Origin of the sequence: Pseudomonas sp. UV AK001 (assembly GCF_046097675.1) — a bacterium.
In the GTDB taxonomy this organism is placed as follows: Bacteria; Pseudomonadota; Gammaproteobacteria; order Pseudomonadales; family Pseudomonadaceae; genus Aquipseudomonas; species Aquipseudomonas kribbensis.
This window is the reverse complement of record NZ_JBJUVZ010000006.1, coordinates 117,714-137,140: the sequence shown is the minus strand read 5'-3', so window position 1 is coordinate 137,140 and position 19,427 is coordinate 117,714. Positions and strand designations below refer to the sequence as shown.

The window sequence follows — 19,427 nt, the reverse complement described above, 5'->3', positions numbered from 1 at the left end:
CGACTTTTCGTCAGGGGCTGAAAAATCAGCAAGTTAGCCTGACGAGGCTGCGCTCATGGCTCGCTTTCAGACCGCTTTTCGCCGGTGCTGGGGGAGCTGCTTCTCGCGAACGTCCACTCCCGGCAGCCAGGCATGGCATGCCACTCGGGACAGCGTCCGCCGACTATAAAAAAGGAGTCCGCCTGTGGCTATCCGCTATGGCAAAGGGCTGATGGGAGGTGCGGTGGTGATCGCGCTCCTGGCCCTGCTGGTCCACTGGATCGGCATCAACACGATCGAACACTACCGCGACGATTTGTTGTTTTACCTGCAAGCTCATCTGATTCTCGTCCTCGCTTCAATGCTGGCCGCCCTTGTCGTGGGCATCCCCGCCGGTATCTTCCTGAGCCGCCCGACCATGGTCGGCCGCGCCGAACGCTTCATGCAGATCTTCAACATCGGCAACACCGTGCCACCGCTGGCCGTACTGGCGATTGCCCTGGGGATACTCGGCATCGGCAGCGGTCCGGCGATCTTCGCTTTATTCCTCGCCTCGCTTTTGCCGATTGTGCGCAACACCTACGAAGGCCTGAAAAACGTCCAGGGCTCGCTGAAAGAAGCCGCCACCGGCATCGGCATGACCCCGCGCCAGGTGCTGTGGCAAGTCGAGCTGCCCAACGCCGTGCCGATCATCGTCGGCGGTGTGCGGGTGGCCCTGGCGATCAATGTCGGTACGGCGCCGCTGGCGTTCCTGATCGGCGCCAACAGCCTCGGCAGCCTGATTTTCCCCGGCATTGCCCTGAACAATCAGCCGCAACTGCTGCTCGGCGCCGCGTGCACCGCACTGCTGGCCCTGCTGCTCGATGGCGTGGTCACCCTCGCCAGCCGTCTCTGGCTGGAACGCGGTTTGCGCCCGTCTTAAGGCTTCGGCAAAGGAATATTCATGAAACGACTTAGCTTGATTCTGGGCTGCGCCCTGCTGTTCGCAGGATTTGCCCAGGCGGCGGAAAAGCCGCTCATTCGCCTCGGCGCCCGGGTATTCACCGAGCAGACCCTGCTCGCGGAAATCACCGCGCAATACCTGCGCAGCAAAGGCTACGACGCGCAGATCACCGGCGGACTGGGCAGCAACCTGGCCCGCAGCGCCCACGAAAGCGGGCAGCTGGACATGCTCTGGGAATACACCGGGGTGTCGCTGGTGGCCTACAACCATGTCACCGAAAAACTCGACAGCGAACAATCCTACGCCCGGGTGAAAGAACTCGACGCAAAAAAAGGCCTGGTCTGGCTCACGCCGTCGAAATTCAGCAACACCTACGCCCTCGCCCTGCCGAAAAAAGTAGCCGAGGAATATCCGCAGATCAGCAACATCAGCCAGTTGAACGACGTGCTGAAGTCTGAAGCCAAGAGCAATCATCTGGTGGCGCTCGACACCGAGTTCGCCAACCGCTCCGACGGTCTGGACGGCATGGTCAAGCTCTACGACATGAACCTGACCCGCCAGAACATCCGGCAGATGGACGCTGGGCTGGTCTACACCGCACTGCGCAACGGCCAGGTGTTTGCCGGTCTGGTCTACACCACCGACGGCCGCCTCAATGCATTCGGTCTGAAGCTGCTGGAAGACGACAAGCATTACTTCCCGGACTACACCGCAGCGCCGGTCGTTCGTCAGGCCTACCTCGACGCCCATCCAAAATTGGCTGAGCAACTCAAACCGCTGGCCGAGCTGTTCGACGACGAAACCATGCGTCAGCTCAACGCACGGGTCGATGTCGATCACGAGAGTCCGTCGAAAGTCGCTGCCGACTTCCTGCGCCAGCACCCACTGAACTAAAGGAGGAAAAGTCATGGAATTTTTGAACGCCTTTTCCCACCTCGACTGGCAGCAGGTGATGCACCTGACCTGGCAGCACATCACCCTGGTCGGCATCGCCGTCAGCCTGGCGATTCTCATCGGCGTGCCGCTGGGCATTTTGATGACGCGCTTCCCGAGCCTCGCAGGTCCCTTGCAGGCCAGCGCCACGGTGCTGCTGACCGTGCCGTCGATTGCGCTGTTCGGCCTGTTGCTGCCGTTCTACTCGAAGTTCGGCCAGGGCCTCGGTCCGCTGCCGGCGATCACTGCCGTGTTCCTTTATTCACTGCTGCCGATCATGCGCAACACCTACCTCGCCCTGACCGGCGTCGAACCGGGCATTCGCGAAGCCGCACGGGGCATCGGCATGACCTTCGGCCAGCGCCTGCGCATGGTCGAACTGCCGATTGCGGTGCCGGTGATCCTCGCCGGCGTGCGCACCGCCGTGGTGATGAACATCGGTGTGATGACCATCGCCGCGACCATCGGCGCCGGCGGTCTCGGTGTGCTGATCCTCGCCTCCATCAGCCGCAGTGACATGTCGATGCTCATCGTCGGCGCGCTGCTGGTCAGTCTTCTGGCGATCTTCGCCGACCTCATTTTGCAGTGGCTGCAACGTTCGCTGACTCCAAAAGGACTCCTCAAATGATCGAACTTCAAAACCTCAGCAAGACCTTCCAAAGCAACGGCAAAGATGTGAAAGCCGTGGACTCGGTAAGCCTGACCGTCAATGAAGGCGAAATCTGCGTGTTCCTCGGGCCATCGGGTTGCGGCAAAAGCACCACGCTGAAAATGATCAACCGCCTGATCAGGCCGACCTCGGGCAAGATCCTGATCAACGGCGAAGACACCACCGACCTCGACGAAGTGACCCTGCGCCGCAACATCGGCTACGTGATCCAGCAGATCGGCCTGTTCCCGAACATGACCATCGAAGAGAACATCGTGGTGGTACCGAAACTGCTCGGCTGGGACAAACAGAAATGCCACGACCGCGCGCGCGAACTGATGAGCATGATCAAGCTTGAGCCCAAGCAGTATCTGCATCGTTACCCGCGTGAACTGTCCGGCGGCCAGCAGCAACGGATCGGCGTGATCCGCGCACTGGCGGCGGATGCACCACTGTTGCTGATGGACGAACCGTTCGGCGCGGTCGACCCGATCAACCGCGAGATGATCCAGAACGAGTTCTTCGAGATGCAGCGGGCGCTGAACAAGACCGTGATCATGGTCAGCCACGACATCGACGAGGCGATCAAGCTCGGCGACAAGATCGCGATCTTCCGCGCCGGCAAGCTGTTGCAGATCGACCACCCGGACACCCTGCTCGCCCATCCGGCGGATGATTTCGTCAGCAACTTCGTCGGCCAGGACAGCACCCTCAAGCGCCTGCTGCTGGTGAAGGCGGAAGACGCAGCGGACAACGCTCCATCTGTAAGCCCGGAAACTCCGGTGGCCGATGCGCTGGAGTTGATGGACGAGCATGACCGCCGCTACGTGGTGGTCACCTGTGCCGAGAACAAGGCACTGGGTTATGTGCGACGTCGCGACTTGCATCGTCAGACCGGGACCTGCGAACAGTTCCTCCGGGAGTTCAACGCTACCGCTGCGTATGACGAGCATTTGCGTATCCTGTTGTCGCGCATGTACGAATTCAATCGTGCCTGGTTGCCGGTGATGGATGCCGAGCGAGTGTTCCTTGGCGAGGTTACTCAGGAGTCGATTGCGGCATACCTGAGTTCGGGTCGATCACGCGGAATGAAGACCAATATCGTGTCGCCGGCCGAAGCGGTGGCCTGATCCAAAGCAAAAGGGCTGTTCGACAGCCCTTTTTTTCGACCACCGGATCCTCAAGGCCGGGATTTTTTCGCCGACGATGAGCCGGCAAGAAATATCAACACACCAGAGCGCCGAACCCGGCCGACTTTGTCAGCGTCAACCAGCAAATCCCCCCTCACCCGCCCTTCTCGCCGCCAACGTCGCCGATGTTGAAGTGATCGTAGTTATCCGAGAGTTGGCGCACATCAGCATCGAACGTGCAGGTATTTTTAACACCTGAAAATTATTGCGGAACATCTGACCGTCATCTCGGTCGGCTACAAAGAGTGATATCCGCGACGCACGTCAGAAGCGTGCAAAAACGCGACATTTTTAGTTGATCTCAGGCCCCTCACGCCCTAAAGTTCGCGCCGAACGTCCATGCTGGAAACGATCCATCCGGCTCAAGTACTGACGACGAGACAGCAAGGCCAAGGGCAACGACCCATGGCCTTTTTGCTTTCGGCGACATGCCTTGGGAAGTAGGCGAACCAAAGTGGGGATACGGAGGACGTTCATATGCACCCATTGATTAACGACGTTTGCCACTAGGAGTCCCAAGTATGTCGATCCAGGTCGAAGACTATTTCGCGCGCGAAACCTTTCAGAAAATGAAGGCCTTCGCCGACAAACAGGAAACCCCGTTCGTGGTGATCGACACCGCGATGATCGCCCAGGCCTACGATGACCTGCGCGCCGGTTTCGAATTCGCCAAGGTCTACTACGCGGTCAAGGCCAACCCGGCCGTCGAGATCATCGACCTGCTCAAAGAGAAAGGCTCGAGCTTCGACATCGCCTCGATCTATGAGCTGGACAAAGTGCTGAGCCGTGGCGTCAGCCCGGACCAGATCAGCTACGGCAACACCATCAAGAAATCCAAGGACATCCGCTACTTCTACGAGAAAGGCGTGCGTCTGTTCGCCACTGACTCGGAAGCCGACCTGCGCAACATCGCCAAGGCTGCGCCGGGCGCCAAAGTCTATGTGCGCATCCTGACCGAAGGTTCGACCACCGCCGACTGGCCGCTGTCGCGCAAGTTCGGCTGCCAGACCGACATGGCCATGGACCTGCTGATCCTCGCCCGCGACCTGGGTCTGATACCGTACGGCATCTCGTTCCATGTCGGTTCGCAACAGCGTGACATCAGCGTCTGGGACGCGGCGATCGCCAAGGTCAAAGTGATCTTCGAGCGCCTGAAGGAAGAAGACGGTATCCACCTGAAGCTGATCAACATGGGCGGTGGCTTCCCGGCCAATTACATCACCCGCACCAACAGCCTGGAAACCTACGCCGAAGAAATCATCCGTTTCCTGAAGGAAGACTTCGGTGATGACCTGCCGGAAATCATTCTGGAGCCGGGCCGTTCGCTGATCGCCAACGCCGGTATCCTGGTCAGTGAAGTGGTACTGGTTGCCCGTAAATCCCGTACCGCTGTCGAGCGTTGGGTGTACACCGATGTGGGCAAGTTCTCCGGCCTGATCGAAACCATGGACGAAGCGATCAAGTTCCCGATCTGGACCGAGAAGAAAGGCGAGATGGAAGAAGTCGTGATCGCCGGCCCGACCTGCGACAGCGCCGACATCATGTACGAAAACTACAAGTACGGCCTGCCGTTGAACCTGGCCATCGGTGATCGCCTGTACTGGCTGTCGACCGGTGCGTACACCACCAGTTACAGCGCCGTAGAGTTCAATGGCTTTCCGCCGCTGAAGTCGTTCTACGTGTAAACGTCGATGCCGTAATGCAAAAAGCCCATGACGAGTCATGGGCTTTTTTGTGCCTGCGATTCAGGTGTTCTGTAACCCGGCGCAGCGGTGAGCGTATGCCTGCGCCAGTGCCTGGATTCTCGGATCGGTTGCGCTCGCCAGTGTCTGGCTCGCCACTCGCAGGAAATTCAGATTGCCGCCGGTCAGCGCTTTCTCCAGCCAGACAATCGCGTCATCAACGCGCCCCTCAGCCGCCAGCACCGCCGCATAGCTGAACTGCCCGCGAAAGTCCCCGCCCTCGGCCGAGCGTCGATACCAGTCACGGGCCGCTGCCGGATTCGCCGGGCACGCTTGCCCTTCTTCCAGATAACGCCCGAGCAGATTCATCGACTTGGCATGACCGGCGTCGGCCGCGCGTTGATACAGCGCCATGGCCTGAAGATGATCGGCCGCTACACCGCGTCCGGTGGCGAGCAGATTGGCGAGGTTGTACATCGCCCAGTCCAGACCGGCTTCGGCAGCGATTCGATAGTGCTGCGCGGCAATCGACGCATCTGCAGCACGACCCCAGCCATGTTCATGGCAGCGACCGAGCATGTTGCGCGCCATCAAATGACCTTGCCCTGCTGCGATTCCAAACCAGCGCAATGCCAGCGGCTGATCCTGAGCAATCCCATGACCATCGAGCAGAATCTGCCCGAGCAGCGCCTGCGCCTCCAGCACGCCCTCACCCGCCGCCATCAGAATCGCCTGGGCCGCACGGGCCGGACTTTCTTCAAGCATCGCGGTGAGGCGTTCGCCGTCGAGGATTTCCTCGCGGCGCAAACGAAAATCCGCCACTTACACCTCGACCCAGCGACGCAACAGGTTGTGATAGGTGCCGGTGAGGCGGATCAGCGAAGGGTGGTCGGGCATGTCCTGAGTAAGCTGCTGAATTGCCCCGTCCATCTCGAACAGCAACGCGCGCTGGCTGTCTTCGCGAATCAGACTTTGTGTCCAGAAGAACGACGCATAACGTGCGCCGCGCGTGACCGCGTTGACCTTGTGCAGGCTGGTGCCGGGGTACAGCACCATGTCGCCGGCGGGCAGTTTCACGCGCTGGGTGCCGTAGGTGTCCTGGATTTCCAGCTCGCCGCCGTCGTAATCCTCGGGTTCGCTGAAGAACAGCGTGGCCGACAGGTCAGTGCGCACCCGCTCGATGCTGCCCTTGGGCTGACGCACCGCGTTGTCGATGTGAAAATCGAAACTGCCCCCCGCCGTGTAGCAGTTGAGTAACGGCGGAAATACTTTGTGCGGCAGCGCAGCCGACATGAACAGCGGATTTTTCCACAGGCGTTCAAGCATCGCGGCGCCGATTTCCTTGGCTAGCGGATGGCCTTCCGGCAGTTGCAGATTGTGCTTGGCCTTGGCCGATTGATAGCCGGCGGTGATCTTGCCATCGGCCCAGTCGGCCTGTTCCAGAGCCTCGCGGATGCGCCGCACTTCGTCTTTCTCGAACAGAGCGGGGATGTGCAGCAGCATGTCGAAGTCACCTGATGGCAAAGAGGCGGCAATGGTATTGATTCTTATTGGCTGTGTAAAACCCGCTAGACGAATGAATCGGCAAAAACCGTAAGGTTAAATTGTAAAGAATGTAAATTCGTCGCGAATAACAATGTTTCGCAATTGATACGAATACCTGTTTACCCTATATTCCGCCGCCTCAAATCCTTGGGGAGGGGAATAAAAATGTCACGTCAACACGCACAATTACCCGTCAGCTCACCACGTCTGCTCGCCTCTGCCATCGGCGTTGCACTGACCGCCGGCTCCGCAGGCCACATGGTGTTCGCGGCCGAAAAGACCGACAGCAAAGCCTCCGGCAATGCCATTGCCCTGGACGCCACCGCCATCACCGGCGAAGCCCAGGACTCGACGTCCTACCAGGTCGAGAAAGCCTCCTCGCCCAAGTACACCGCGCCGCTGGTCGACACTCCGCGCTCGGTCACCGTTATTCCGCAACAAGTCCTGAAAGACACCGGCGCCCTGAACATGCAGGATGCGCTGCGCACCGTGCCAGGCATCACCTTCGGTGCCGGTGAAGGGGGCAACCCGCAGGGCGACCGTCCGTTCATCCGTGGTTTCGACGCTCAGGGCGACACCTACCTCGACGGCGTGCGCGACACCGGCTCCCAGAGCCGCGAGATCTTCGCCGTAGAAAACATCGAGGTCAGCAAGGGCCCGAACTCCGCCATCGGCGGTCGCGGCGCGGCTGGCGGCAGCATCAACCTGGTGAGCAAGAAAGCTCACCTGGGCAACTCGTTCGACGGTGGTTTCACCTGGGGCTCCGACCAGACCCAGCGCTACACCCTCGACGGCAACTACCAGTTCAGCGACACCGCTGCCGGCCGTCTGAACCTGATGAGCCACGAGAGCAATGTCGCCGGTCGCGACAGCGTCGACTACGACCGTTGGGGTATCGCGCCGTCCCTGGCCTTTGGCCTGGGCACCGACACCCGCGTCAACCTCGACTACTACCATCTCGAAAGCAACGACACCCCGGATTCGGGCATCCCGTACACCATTCCGAAGGCCGGCTCGGCTGCCCGCACCAAGTCCAACCCGGACAAGCCGTACTCCGGTGGCGATCACAGCAACTTCTACGGTCTGGACGGTCGCGACTTCCGCAAGGGTCGCACCGACACCGCGACCTTCGCCATCGAGCATGACCTGAGCGACTCGCTGACCATCAAGAACACCCTGCGTCACGGCACCAGCATGCAGGATTACATCCTGACCCAGCCGGACGACAGCAAGGGCAACGTCAACAACGGCAGCGTCTGGCGTCGGGCAAACACTCGCGTGAGCAACACCGAGACCACCACCAACCAGACTGACCTGTTCGGCAACTTCTACGTCGCCGGCTTCAAGAACAGCTTCTCCACCGGTGTCGAGTACACCCGTGAGGAAAGCCAGAAGTCTTCGTACAACGTCAACACCGACACCACGCCGCGCACCAGCGCCGCGACCACCAACTGCACCCCGTCGATGATCGGCGCGTCGAGCGGCTACAACTGCACCTCGCTGTCGAACCCGAACCCGAACGATCCGTGGAACGGCGCAATCTCGCGCAACTACGCCGGCACCGACACCAAGGCCAATACCTACGCGCTGTATGCGTTCGATACCCTGGAACTGTCTGATCAGTGGCTGGTAAACATGGGCCTGCGTTACGACCACTTCGACACCAAGTACCGCACCTACGATGGCTCGGGCGCCACCGTCGTGACCAAAGGCATCGAGTCCAAGGGCAAGGACACCAGCGAGTTCGTCACCGGGCAGTTCGGCGTGGTCTACAAGCCTGCGCCAAACGGCAGCATCTATGCGTCTTACGCCACCTCGGCCACCCCACCGGGCAGCACCCTGGGTGAAGGCATGGACGGCAACCCACTGGGCGGCACCACTGATCGCAGCGGCAACCTGCTGAGCAGCGACATGGAGCCGGAAACCACCCGGAACTACGAAATCGGCACCAAGTGGGATCTGCTGAACGATCGCCTGTCGCTGACCGCCGACATCTTCCGCACCGAGAAAGACAACGCTCGCGTGCAAGTCGATACCACCTCGTACGAAAACGTCGGCAAGACTCGCGTGCAAGGTATCGAGCTGTCGGCCAGCGGCAAGATCACCGACAAGTGGCAAGTGTTCGCCGGCTACGCCTACATGGACAGCGAGCAAGTGGACGGTGGCGACCTGCCGGCCAACAAAGCCAATAATGGCAACGAACTGCCGAACACCCCGAAAAACAGCGCCAGCCTGTGGACCACTTATCAGGTCACGCCGAAGCTGACCATCGGTGGCGGTGCGTTCTACGTGGATGACGTGTTCGGCAGCGTGGCCAACACCACCATGGTCGATTCCTACGTTCGCTACGACGCGATGGCCGCGTACAAGCTGAGCAAAAACGTCGACCTGCAATTGAACGTGCAGAACCTGACCAACGAAACCTACTACGACAAAGCCTTCTCGACTCACTTCGCCAACCAGGCGGCGGGCCGTACGGCATTGCTGAGCACCAACTTCCACTTCTGATCGAAGCCGGAAGCCTCGGGCCCCGTTCATTCACGTGAACGGGGCTTTTGTGCGTAATAAAGAACGTTTCTCGATAACCCACGGCATAATGCACGCCGTGAACACCACTTTCGAACGGACAAGGCTAGCGACGTGTTGAAGAAAACCCTGTTCCAGTTGCACTGGTTTTTTGGCATCACTGCCGGGCTGGTGCTGGCCCTGATGGGCATCACCGGCGCTGCCTATTCGTTTCAGGACGAGATCCTGAAAGCCCTCAACCCCTCCGTGTTGCAGGTGGAGAAACAGGTCGCCGGCGTCCTGCCGCCCGCCGATCTGGTGGCGCAGATCGAAGCCGCCTCGGGCAAGAAAGTCTCGATGCTCTCGGTCGAGACCGAGAGCGGCACCGCCGGGCGCGTCTGGTTCACCCCGCCGAAAGGTGAGCGACGTGGCGAGATGCGTTACTTCGATCCCTACACCGCCGAGTTCAAGGGCGAGGCCACCGGCCAGGATTTCTTCGGCCTGATGCTGCAGTTGCACCGGTTCCTCGCCATGGGCGATACCGGCCGCAACATCACCGGTGCCTGCACCCTGATGCTGCTGTTCTTCTGCCTTTCAGGCCTCTATCTGCGCTGGCCACGCCAGTGGAACAGCTGGCGCGTCTGGCTGACCCTGGACTGGAAGAAAAAGGGCCGCAGCTTCAACTGGGACCTGCACTCGGTGTTCGGTACCTGGTGCATGCTGGTTTACCTGTTGCTGGCGCTGACCGGACTGTCCTGGTCCTACGAGTGGTACAACAAAGGCCTGACGAAACTGCTGTCGGATGCGCCGCAGAACGAGCGCGTGCGCGGCGGCCGTGGCCCGGCTCCCGAAGGTCCGGCGCCGACTGCCGATTACGCGGCCATGTGGATCAGCATCTACAGCGCCGCCGGCCCGGGCCTCGCCTCCTACAACATCCGCATGCCACCCGTGGCCGGTCAACCGGCGACCGTGTTCTACCTGCTCGACAACTCGCCCCACGAGCGCGCGCTGAACCAGATCACCCTCGACCCGGCCACCGGCGTCGTCAAACGGGTCGACCGCTACGCCGACAAGAGCTTCAAGGCGCAATTGCTGACCAGCATTTATGCGCTGCATGTCGGCAGCTATTTCGGTCTGGTCGGTCGAATCATCGTGACCGTCGCGGCGGTGTTGATGCCGCTGTTCTTCATCACAGGCTGGCTGTTGTACCTGGATCGCCGACGCAAGAAAAAGCAGATCAAGGATGCCCGTCAGGGTCTCGAACAACCGGCCGGCGATGGCCCGGCGTGGCTGATCGGTTTCGCCAGCCAGAGCGGTTTTGCCGAACAACTGGCGTGGCAGACCGCCGGCCAGTTGCAGGCCGCCGGTTTGCCGGTGAAGGTGCAGCCGCTGGCGAATGTCAGCGAACAGGATCTGCAGGAATCAAACAACGCGCTGTTCGTGGTCAGCACCTTCGGTGACGGCGAGGCGCCGGACAGCGCTCGCGGTTTCGAGCGCAAAGTGCTGAACCGTGCCTCGGCTCTCGACAACCTCAACTACTCGGTGCTCGGTCTCGGCGATCGTCAGTACCAGCACTTCTGCGGTTTCGCCCGGCGCCTGCATCAATGGCTGGGCGAGCATGGCGGCAAGACCCTGTTCGCCCCGGTGGAAGTCGATAGCGGCGACCCTTACGCGTTGCGGCACTGGCAGACCCAGCTCGGCCTGATCACTGGCCAGGTGCCGGTCGACACCTGGCAGGCACCGAGCTACGGCAACTGGACGCTGGTCCGTCGCGAGTTGATGAACCCTGACAGCAGTGGCTCGCCAGTGTTTCTGCTGGGACTCTCCGCACCGGATACCAGCAGCTGGCTGGCCGGCGATCTGGTGGAAGTGTTGCCGCGCAACTGCCCGTGGGCCATCGAACATTTCCTCGACGGCCTCGGCATTCGTGGCGAGACCAGCGTGAAGGTCAACGGCCTGGAAGAATCGCTGGAAGTGGCCCTCGCCACCCGCCAGTTGCCCGAGCACCGCGCCCATCTGGTGGGCCTGCACGCTCAGGCGCTGGTGGATGCGATGGTGCCGTTGGCCATGCGCGAATACTCGATCGCTTCGATTGCCGCCGACGGCGTTCTGGAACTGATCGTGCGTCAGGAACAACACAGCGACGGAACCCTCGGCATCGGCTCCGGCTGGCTGACCGAGCACGCGCCGGTGGGTGGCAGCATCAGCCTGCGGGTGCGGCGCAACAGCGGTTTCCATCTGCCGAACCAGCCTGTGCCGATGATCCTGCTGGGCAACGGCACCGGCCTTGCCGGTTTGCGCAGCCTGCTCAAGGCGCGGATTGCCGACGGGCAGCAGCGCCAATGGCTGTTGTTCGGCGAGCGCAATCGGGAACACGATTTCCTCTGTCGCGCGGAGCTGGAAGAGTGGTTGATCAACGGTGATCTGGCGCGACTTGACCTGGCGTTCTCCCGGGATCAGGCCGAGAAGATTTACGTGCAGGACCGCTTGCGCGAATCGGCTGGTGAACTGAAGAAGTGGCTGGCGGACGGTGCCGTGATCTACATCTGCGGCAGCCTGCAAGGGATGGCGTCAGGCGTCGACCTGGCGCTGCATGACATCCTCGGCGCCGAAGAAGTCGAACGCCTGATCGAACAGGGTCGCTACCGCCGCGACGTTTACTGACCATAAATAACAACTGTGGGAGCAAGTTCGCTCCCACAGTTTGTTAGCGCTGAACTCAGACCGGCTGCAGCTTCTGCTCAAACACCGCCACCCCGTTCAGATCCCGCAACACCACGCTCATCTCCCCGCTCTGCCCCTCGATATTCACCTCGCCAAAAAACTGGAATCCGGCAAACGGCGAGGCGTTTTGCGTCGGCGGTGCTTTCTGGAACACCACTTCCGGGCCAAAGGTCTTGTCCAGCGGATTGGGTCCGAAGCTCCCGGCGTTCAACGGGCCTGTAACAAACTCCCAGAACGGTTCGAAATCCTGGAACGCCGCGCGATCCGGGTGATAGTGATGCGCCGCGCAGTAATGCACATCCGCTGTCAGGAACACGAAATTGCGCACCTGATGTTTACGCAGGAACCCGAGCAATTCCGCGACTTCCAGCTCACGGCCCTGAGCCGGGCCGGGGTCGCCGTTGGCCACCGCTTCCCAACGCGGCACGCCGGGGCTGACTTCACCGTCCGGCACGCCCAGACCGATCGGCATGTCGGCCGCGATGACTTTCCACTGGGCTTTCGACGACTTCAGTCCACGCTTGAGCCAGTTCAATTGCTCGCGCCCGAGGAACGGCTTTTCCGCCCCGAGATTGTCGTCGTTGGCGCCGCGATAGCTGCGCATGTCGAGCACGAACACATCGAGCATCGGCCCGTAGCTCAACTTGCGATAGATCCGCCCGCCACCGTCTGCTGCCTGACGGCGCATCGGCGAATATTCAAGCCAGGCCTGACGCGCGCGCCCGACCAGGGTGTGGATATCTTTTTCCTGATAGCGCTCGTCGAGCTGCTTGCCCGGCGACCAGTTGTTGACCACTTCATGGTCGTCCCACTGCCAGATCTGCGGCACTTCGGCGTTGAAGCGGCGGATGTTTTCATCCATCAGGTTGTAGCGGTAATTGCCGCGATAATCGTCGAGGGTCTGGGCGACTTTGCTCTTGGCTTCCGTGGTGAGGTTGCGCCACACGCGGCCACCTTCGGTGGTCAGTTGCGCCGGCACCGGGCCGTCGGCGTAGATGGTGTCGCCGCTGTGGATAAAGAAGTCCGGCAGGCGCAAACGCATGGATTCGTAGATGCGCATGCCGCCGATATCCGGATTGATGCCGAAGCCCTGGCCGACCGTGTCGCCGCTCCAGACGAATCGGATATTGCGTCGCGCCGTCGGTGCACTGCGCAGGTGGCCGAGCCACGGTTCGCTGGCGACGCCGGTCTGGGCGTCCTTGAAATACACGCGATAGAAAATCGCCTGATCGGCGGGCAATCCGGTGAGTTCGACGCGGGCGGTGAAATCGCTGCGGGCATCGGCCAGCGCGGAGATGACGCGGCGCGGATGGCGGAACTGACTGCGGGTGTCCCACTCCACCACCATCCGCGCCGGGCGGTCGCTGCGGCTCCAGATCATCGCCCGGTCGCCCTGCAGGTCGCCGGACTGCACGCCGTCGGTGAGTTGCGGTCGATCCTTGACCGAAGCAATCACTGCCGGGGCCAGCCCCGGCATCAGCAAACCGGCGCCGACCACTTGCATCACGCGCCGGCGACCGAGGTTGAAATCGCTCATGCTGTTCTCCCTGAAAAAAGGAAAACTTAACCATCACCAGATGAAGCGGGTGTGACACCTCAGGCGTTGGCCGGCTCCAGCGCCAGCTCGACCGCTTCCGGACGCTTGACCAGCGCATACACCACCGCCGTCAGCAGGCTGCCCGCAACGATGGCCAGCAGGTACAGCAGCGCATGGTTGATCGCGTTCGGAATCGCCAGCACAAACAGACCACCATGCGGCGCCATCAGCTTGCAGCCGAAGTACATCGACAGCGCACCGGTCAGCGCACCGCCGGCAATGCTCGCCGGGATCACCCGCAACGGGTCTTTCGCGGCAAACGGAATCGCCCCTTCGGAGATGAAGCACAAGCCCAGCACCAGCGCCGCTTTACCCGCCTCGCGTTCGGTCTGGGCAAACTTGCGCCGGGCGATGAAAGTGGCGATGCCGAGACCGATCGGCGGCACCATCCCGGCGGCCATGGTCGCGGCCATCGGTGCGTAACTCTGCGAGGCCAGCAGCCCCACCGAGAACGCATATGCAGCCTTGTTGATCGGCCCGCCGAGGTCGACGCACATCATGCCGCCCAGCAACACACCGAGCAGGATTGCGTTGGTGGTGCCCATGCTGTCGAGGAAGTGCGTGAGCGCCGCGAGCATCCCGGCCACCGGTTTGCCGACCACGTAAATCATCACCAGCCCGGTGATCAGGCTGGCGAACAGCGGGATGATCAGAATCGGTTTCAGCGCTTCCAGGCTTTGCGGCAACGCCACATAACGACTGATCAGCTTCGCCGCATAACCGGCGATGAAACCGGCGACGATCCCGCCGATGAACCCGGCGCCCAACGTACTCGCCAGCAAACCGCCGATCATTCCCGGCGCCAGGCCTGGACGGTCGGCAATCGAATAGGCGATGTAACCGGCCAGCAACGGCACCATCAATTTGAACGCGGTCTCGCCACCGATCTGCATCAGCGCCGCCGCCAGCGTGCCCTCTTCCTTGAACGCGGTGATGCCGAACACGAACGACAACGCAATCATCAAACCGCCCGCCACCACCATCGGCAGCATGAACGACACACCGGTCAGCAGGTGTTTGTAGACGCCGGTTTTCTCTTGTTTGGCCGGGGCCTTGCCGTCGCTCGCAGCGCTTTCCTGCTTGCCTTCGGCAAGGGCTTTTTTCAGCGTGGCTTCGGATTGCTTCAAGGCGATCCCGGTGCCGCAGCGGTAGATTTTCTTGCCGGCGAAACGCTCGGTGGCGACTTCGATATCGGCTGCCAGCAGCACCACGTCGGCCTCGGCAATCGCCGTTGCGCTCAGGGGATTTTTCGCTCCCACCGAGCCCTGGGTTTCCACCTGAAACTCATAGCCCAAACGCTTGGCGGTCTGCTGCAAGGCTTCGGCGGCCATGAAGGTGTGGGCGACGCCGGTCGGGCATGCAGTGACGGCGACGATGCGCGGCACGCGTTGCTCGACGGCAGCCGGGGCAACTTCGCTGGCGACATGGATTTCGGCTTCTTCGGCACCGCGTCGCAGCACCGCGTCGACATCCTGCAGCGCTTGCGCCGGCGCGATGCGGAATACGCGCTTGCCGATGAAACGCGTCATGTCGATATCGCCGGTGGCCACCAGCAACACCCATTCAGCCGCCTCGATGGTGGCCTTCGACAACGCGCGTTCCGGATGCGCCGCATCCACCACTTCGACGCTGGTGCTCCAGCCCTGACGCTGGGCCGCGGCATCCAGCAGCCGGGCGCAGAGCACACTGGTGACCATGCCGTTCGGGCAGGCCGTGACAATGGCTAACTTCATGACAAACCCTCTTATTGTTCTGTCAGGGGACGCACGCGCACGCCCTGTTCGAGCTGCGTCAGTTGAGCAGCATCGTGAATACCGAAACCGATCTGGGTCACCGCCTGCGCCGCAATCGCCGTGGCCGTGCGCAGGGTTTGCTCCGGCGTATCGGCGCTGAGCAGACCGTGGAGCATGCCGGCCAGCAACGAGTCGCCAGCGCCGACCGTGCTGGCGACGCTGACCCTCGGCGGCGTGGCATGCAACGCCGAGCCGACGCTGAACCAGTTCACACCTCCTGCACCGTGGGAAATCACCACATGCTCGATGCCTTGAGCGTGCAAACGACTGGCCGCTTCTGCCTCTGCGACGTGGGACAGCACTTCACACCCCAGCGCGTCGGCCAGTTCTTCGGTGTTCGGTTTGATCAGCCACGGGCCGGCCTTGAGTGCCGTGCGCAGCGCTTCGCCGCTGGTGTCCAGCGCCACTTTCAGACCCAGCCCCTTAAGGCGTTCGATCAACTCGCGCAACCACTTCGCACTGACCCCGCGCGGCAGACTGCCGGCCACCACCACCGCGTCATGCCCCGGCGCAATCTGCACCAGTCGATCCAGCAACGCCTGTTGCGCCACCACGCCGACCACCGGGCCCGGGCCGTTGATGTCGGTGATTCGTCCGTCCTGTTCCGCCACTTTGATATTGCTGCGGGTCTCGCCCGGAACGCGGATGAAAGCGTCGACGAAGCCGCGTTTGGCGAACAGGTTTTCGAACGCCTGCAGATTGTCTTCGCCGAGAAATCCGCTGACGGTCAGTTGATGACCGAGATCGGCGAGCACCTGAGCAACGTTCACGCCTTTACCGGCGGCATGGGTGTGCATCTCGTCGCTGCGATTGACCTGACCGGCTTCCAGACGCGGCAACTGCACCGTAAGGTCCAGCGCCGGGTTGAGGGTCAGGGTAAGAATCTTGGCCATTACAGGGCCTCCACTAATGCGCGCACTTCGTTGGCGCTGCCCACGGCCAGGGCTTGTTGAGCAAGGTTTTGCGTTTGCGTCAGGCTGAGTTCGCGGATGCGCGCCTTGACCTCGGCGACGCTGCGTCCGGAGACGCTCAATTCATCCACACCGAGGCCGACCAACACCGGCACCGCCAGCGGATCCGCCGCCAGCTCGCCGCAGACGCCGACCCATTTGCCGTGGGCATGGGCCGCGCGCACGGTGATGTCGATCAGTTGCAGCACCGCCGGGTGCAGGCCGTCCGCCTGGGCGGACAGGGTCGGATGACCACGGTCGATGGCCAGGGTGTATTGGGTCAGGTCGTTGGTGCCGACACTGAAGAAGTCCACCTCTTTGGCCAGCACCGGCGCCAGCAACGCGGCGGATGGCACTTCGATCATGATCCCCAGTTGCAGGTCGGCGACCGGGATTTCCAGGCGCAAGCGTTCGGTCATGTCCCGCGCCTGACGCCACTCTTCGACGCTGCCGACCATTGGGAACATGATCCGCAGCGGACGGTTGTCCGCCGAGCGCAGCAAGGCGCGCAACTGCGCTTCCATGACCTGCGGACGCTGCAAGGTCAGGCGAATCCCGCGCACACCAAGGAATGGATTTTCTTCCTTGGCAATCGGCCAATACGGCAGCGGTTTGTCACCGCCGACGTCGAGGGTGCGCACCACCAGCGGCCGACCGGTGAGGCCGTCGAGGACGCGGCGGTATTCAGCCTCCTGAGTCGCCTCGTCCGGCGCCTGCGGGTGAGCCATGAAAATCAGCTCGGTGCGCAGCAGACCGATGCCTTCGGCGCCCTGCTCGACTGCACTGGCGACGCCGGCGCTCTCGCCGATGTTGGCGAACACTTCCACGGCGTGGCCGTCGGTGGTGTGCGCCGGTTGATGACGTTGTTCCGCGGCGGCTTTCAGACGTTGTTCGCGGGTGTCGCGTTCTTCGGCGGCGCGTTGCAAGGTCGCGGCATCGGCATCGACATGCAGACGACCGCGCTGGCCGTCGAGCAACAACGGCGTGCCCGGTTTCAGCAGCAACACCGCTGCGCCCGCACCGACCAATGCCGGAATGCCCAGCGCGCGAGCCACGATGGCGCTGTGAGCGGTGGCGCCACCACGGGCGGTTAGAATCCCCGCCACCCGCGCAGGATCCAGCCGCGCCACGTCGGACGGACCGACTTCATCCATCACCAGAATGTACGGTTGCTCTGGCTCGGCAGGCGTCTGCACGCCGCACAGCTGCGCCAGCACCCGACGCCCGATGTCGCGCAGATCGGCGGCGCGTTCCGCGAGCAAGGCATCCTGCAAGGATTCCTGTTGTTTCGCGGCGGCCTCGATCACCGCCATCCATGCCGCTTCGGCGCTCTCGCCTTGCTTGAGGCGGGTGTCGACTTCATCGGTGAGTTCCGGGTCGTCGAGCATTTCCTGATGGGTGATGAAAATCTCGCGGATCGCCTTGGCCTTGCTGCGTTCGATCAGGCCCTGAATGTCCTGACGCACGTCGGCCAGCGCTTGCTTGAGACGCTCGCGCTCGATGGCGGCGGACTCGCCACGCAACGGATAATCGATGGTTTGCTGGACCTGAATATGCGCCGGGCCGATGGCGATGCCGGGGGCAGCAGGAATCGCTTGCAGCAGGCTACCGGAGGCCGGGGCGCTCACGACTTCGGCGATGTCGGCGATGACTTCGCGCTGCTGGCTCACGGCCGGCAACGGTTCGACTTCTTCGCCGAGGCCTTCTTCGATGGCCGCCAGCAAGGCCGGCAAGGCATCGGCGGCGATGCTTGGCTCGGCGATAATTTCCAGCACCTGGCCGCGACGGGCGCCGAGGCTCAGCAGTTTGCTGAGGCTCTTCACCGATACGGCGCTGTCCTGACCATCAACGATGCGGACACGGATTTCACCATCAAAACTTTTCGCCAGTTGCGCGAGGATCTTCGCCGGCCGCGCATGCAAGCCATGGGCGTTGGCCAGGGCAATCCGCGCACTCGGCCAGTCGGCCGGCAACTCGCCGCCGAGCACTTCGAGGACTTTACGGCTGCTGGTGGCGCGGCCCAGTTCATGGCCGCGACCTTCGATCAGCAGCGCGCACAAACGCTCGAGCAACGCTTGATGCGCTTCACCGAGGCTGGCCAGGCAAAACAGACCGCTGAGGGGCTGGCCGAGGTAACGCATCGGTTTGTCCGGCGTGACGAAGGCAAGACCCGGACGCTTCACGGTCTGCTCGCTGTGCAGCCACCACAGGCCATCGCCCAGTGGCAGCGCTTCGACCTGCTGCAACACCCCGGCAAAACCGTTGCTCACGCAATCGGCTTGGCGCAGCAGCCGCGCCCCGCGCCAGACCAGCTCTTCGAAATCGTCGGCGGACACCCCGAGGCCGATCATCTGCGCATCCAGTGCCAGTTCCTGTGGCGCGCCCTGCAGCAGTTTCAGCAGCGCTTCGGGCGAACTGGCGCGGCGGAGGGCCTGGCCCAGATCGGTCTCGCCGAGGGCACGGGTCAGCAATTGCAGCAGACGCAGGTGTTCATCGGATTTGGCCGCGATGCCAATGGCCAGATAGACGATCTGGCCGTCGCCCCAGTCCACGCCGTCGGGAAACTGCATCAGGCGCACGCCGGTGGCAAACACCTGATCGCGGGTTTCGGGCGTGCCATGGGGGATCGCAATCCCCTGACCGAGAAAGGTCGAGCCCTGGGCTTCCCGCGCCTGCAAGCCGGCCAGGTAACCGTCGGCGACCAGACCGTCAGCGACCAGATGATTGGCCAGCAATTGCAGGGCGGCGGGTTTATCCACAGCCGATTGGCCCATGGATATCTGCTCTACAGTGAGCTCGAGCATGCGATCTCCTTTTTGACGCGTTGGTGCGCCAGGTATTGTTTTGAATGGTTGCAGCTTAGGCGCTTGTAGGCTTCCCTTTCAGGAGGCAGTTTTGGCGGTTTCACGGCAGAACCGGCCAAAGGCGTCTAAAACG

Annotated in this window: 13 protein-coding genes; 7 read left to right on the top strand and 6 right to left on the bottom strand. The window is 62.1% G+C overall.

What is annotated here, in order from left to right:
- The first annotated feature begins 211 nt into the window (after positions 1–211).
- The 5 genes from ACKLNA_RS17785 (at position 212) to ACKLNA_RS17765 (ending at position 5,379) form a co-directional block, all read left to right on the top strand.
- A complete protein-coding gene (locus ACKLNA_RS17785) occupies positions 212–901 on the top strand; it encodes an ABC transporter permease (protein WP_170931630.1) in 690 nt (229 codons plus the stop codon).
- A 21-nt stretch (positions 902–922) separates the two neighbouring features.
- Entirely contained in the window at positions 923–1,816 is an 894-nt protein-coding gene (locus ACKLNA_RS17780) for a glycine betaine ABC transporter substrate-binding protein (RefSeq protein ID WP_085711825.1), read from the top strand.
- A gap of 13 nt (positions 1,817–1,829) precedes the next feature.
- A complete protein-coding gene (locus ACKLNA_RS17775) occupies positions 1,830–2,483 on the top strand; it encodes an ABC transporter permease (protein ID WP_408986617.1) in 654 nt (217 codons plus the stop codon).
- Complete coding sequence (locus tag ACKLNA_RS17770; RefSeq protein WP_408986616.1) at positions 2,480–3,634, top strand: betaine/proline/choline family ABC transporter ATP-binding protein; 1,155 nt, start codon at positions 2,480–2,482, stop codon at positions 3,632–3,634. Before ACKLNA_RS17775 ends, ACKLNA_RS17770 begins: the two co-directional genes overlap by 4 nt.
- A gap of 581 nt (positions 3,635–4,215) precedes the next feature.
- Positions 4,216–5,379 (top strand): type III PLP-dependent enzyme, encoded by a 1,164-nt coding sequence (locus ACKLNA_RS17765; protein WP_408986615.1) that lies wholly within the window; start codon positions 4,216–4,218, stop codon positions 5,377–5,379.
- A 60-nt stretch (positions 5,380–5,439) separates the two neighbouring features.
- Here ACKLNA_RS17765 and ACKLNA_RS17760 read toward each other — a convergent pair whose 3' ends face one another.
- On the bottom strand, positions 5,440–6,141 hold the full coding sequence (locus ACKLNA_RS17760; protein ID WP_408986729.1) for a tetratricopeptide repeat protein: 702 nt from the start codon (positions 6,139–6,141) through the stop codon (positions 5,440–5,442).
- Between the two features lie 57 nt (positions 6,142–6,198).
- Positions 6,199–6,879, bottom strand: a complete 681-nt coding sequence (locus ACKLNA_RS17755) for a Fe2+-dependent dioxygenase (protein WP_408986614.1) — start codon at positions 6,877–6,879, stop codon at positions 6,199–6,201.
- Between the two features lie 207 nt (positions 6,880–7,086).
- Here ACKLNA_RS17755 and ACKLNA_RS17750 point away from each other — a divergent pair, with 207 nt between their 5' ends.
- Together ACKLNA_RS17750 and ACKLNA_RS17745 are read left to right on the top strand one after the other, a co-directional pair.
- The gene (locus ACKLNA_RS17750) at positions 7,087–9,429 is read left to right on the top strand and encodes a TonB-dependent receptor (RefSeq protein WP_408986613.1); all 2,343 of its coding nucleotides are present in this window, start codon (positions 7,087–7,089) and stop codon (positions 9,427–9,429) included.
- Positions 9,430–9,561: 132 nt separating this feature from the next.
- Positions 9,562–12,090, top strand: coding sequence for a PepSY domain-containing protein (locus tag ACKLNA_RS17745; protein WP_408986612.1), 2,529 nt, complete (start codon positions 9,562–9,564; stop codon positions 12,088–12,090).
- A gap of 55 nt (positions 12,091–12,145) precedes the next feature.
- Here ACKLNA_RS17745 and ACKLNA_RS17740 read toward each other — a convergent pair whose 3' ends face one another.
- Genes ACKLNA_RS17740 through ptsP form a run of 4 tightly spaced genes read right to left on the bottom strand, consistent with a single transcriptional unit; the run spans position 12,146 to position 19,294 of the window.
- Entirely contained in the window at positions 12,146–13,687 is a 1,542-nt protein-coding gene (locus tag ACKLNA_RS17740; protein ID WP_408986611.1) for an alkaline phosphatase D family protein, read from the bottom strand.
- A 59-nt stretch (positions 13,688–13,746) separates the two neighbouring features.
- Positions 13,747–15,480 carry a PTS fructose-like transporter subunit IIB gene (locus ACKLNA_RS17735; RefSeq protein ID WP_408986610.1) on the bottom strand — a complete coding sequence of 578 codons (1,734 nt, stop codon included), beginning with the start codon at positions 15,478–15,480 and terminating at the stop codon, positions 13,747–13,749.
- Positions 15,481–15,491: 11 nt separating this feature from the next.
- Positions 15,492–16,433: a 1-phosphofructokinase gene (pfkB, locus tag ACKLNA_RS17730; protein WP_408986609.1), complete on the bottom strand. Its 942-nt coding sequence runs from the start codon at positions 16,431–16,433 to the stop codon at positions 15,492–15,494.
- Positions 16,433–19,294, bottom strand: coding sequence for a phosphoenolpyruvate--protein phosphotransferase (gene ptsP, locus ACKLNA_RS17725; protein ID WP_408986608.1), 2,862 nt, complete (start codon positions 19,292–19,294; stop codon positions 16,433–16,435). The genes pfkB and ptsP overlap by 1 nt, the downstream gene beginning before the upstream one ends.
- Between the last annotated feature and the right edge of the window lie 133 nt (positions 19,295–19,427).

Coding starts and splice junctions, on each gene's coding strand:
- ACKLNA_RS17770 (WP_408986616.1), top strand. CDS start 2,480: ATGATCGAACTTCAAAACCTCAGCAAGACCTTCCAAAGCAACGGCAAA.
- pfkB (WP_408986609.1), bottom strand. CDS start 16,433: ATGGCCAAGATTCTTACCCTGACCCTCAACCCGGCGCTGGACCTTACG.
- ACKLNA_RS17775 (WP_408986617.1), top strand. CDS start 1,830: ATGGAATTTTTGAACGCCTTTTCCCACCTCGACTGGCAGCAGGTGATG.
- ACKLNA_RS17740 (WP_408986611.1), bottom strand. CDS start 13,687: ATGAGCGATTTCAACCTCGGTCGCCGGCGCGTGATGCAAGTGGTCGGC.
- ACKLNA_RS17750 (WP_408986613.1), top strand. CDS start 7,087: ATGTCACGTCAACACGCACAATTACCCGTCAGCTCACCACGTCTGCTC.
- ACKLNA_RS17780 (WP_085711825.1), top strand. CDS start 923: ATGAAACGACTTAGCTTGATTCTGGGCTGCGCCCTGCTGTTCGCAGGA.
- ACKLNA_RS17755 (WP_408986614.1), bottom strand. CDS start 6,879: ATGCTGCTGCACATCCCCGCTCTGTTCGAGAAAGACGAAGTGCGGCGC.
- ACKLNA_RS17760 (WP_408986729.1), bottom strand. CDS start 6,141: ATGCTTGAAGAAAGTCCGGCCCGTGCGGCCCAGGCGATTCTGATGGCG.
- ACKLNA_RS17735 (WP_408986610.1), bottom strand. CDS start 15,480: ATGAAGTTAGCCATTGTCACGGCCTGCCCGAACGGCATGGTCACCAGT.
- ACKLNA_RS17765 (WP_408986615.1), top strand. CDS start 4,216: ATGTCGATCCAGGTCGAAGACTATTTCGCGCGCGAAACCTTTCAGAAA.
- ptsP (WP_408986608.1), bottom strand. CDS start 19,294: ATGCTCGAGCTCACTGTAGAGCAGATATCCATGGGCCAATCGGCTGTG.
- ACKLNA_RS17785 (WP_170931630.1), top strand. CDS start 212: ATGGGAGGTGCGGTGGTGATCGCGCTCCTGGCCCTGCTGGTCCACTGG.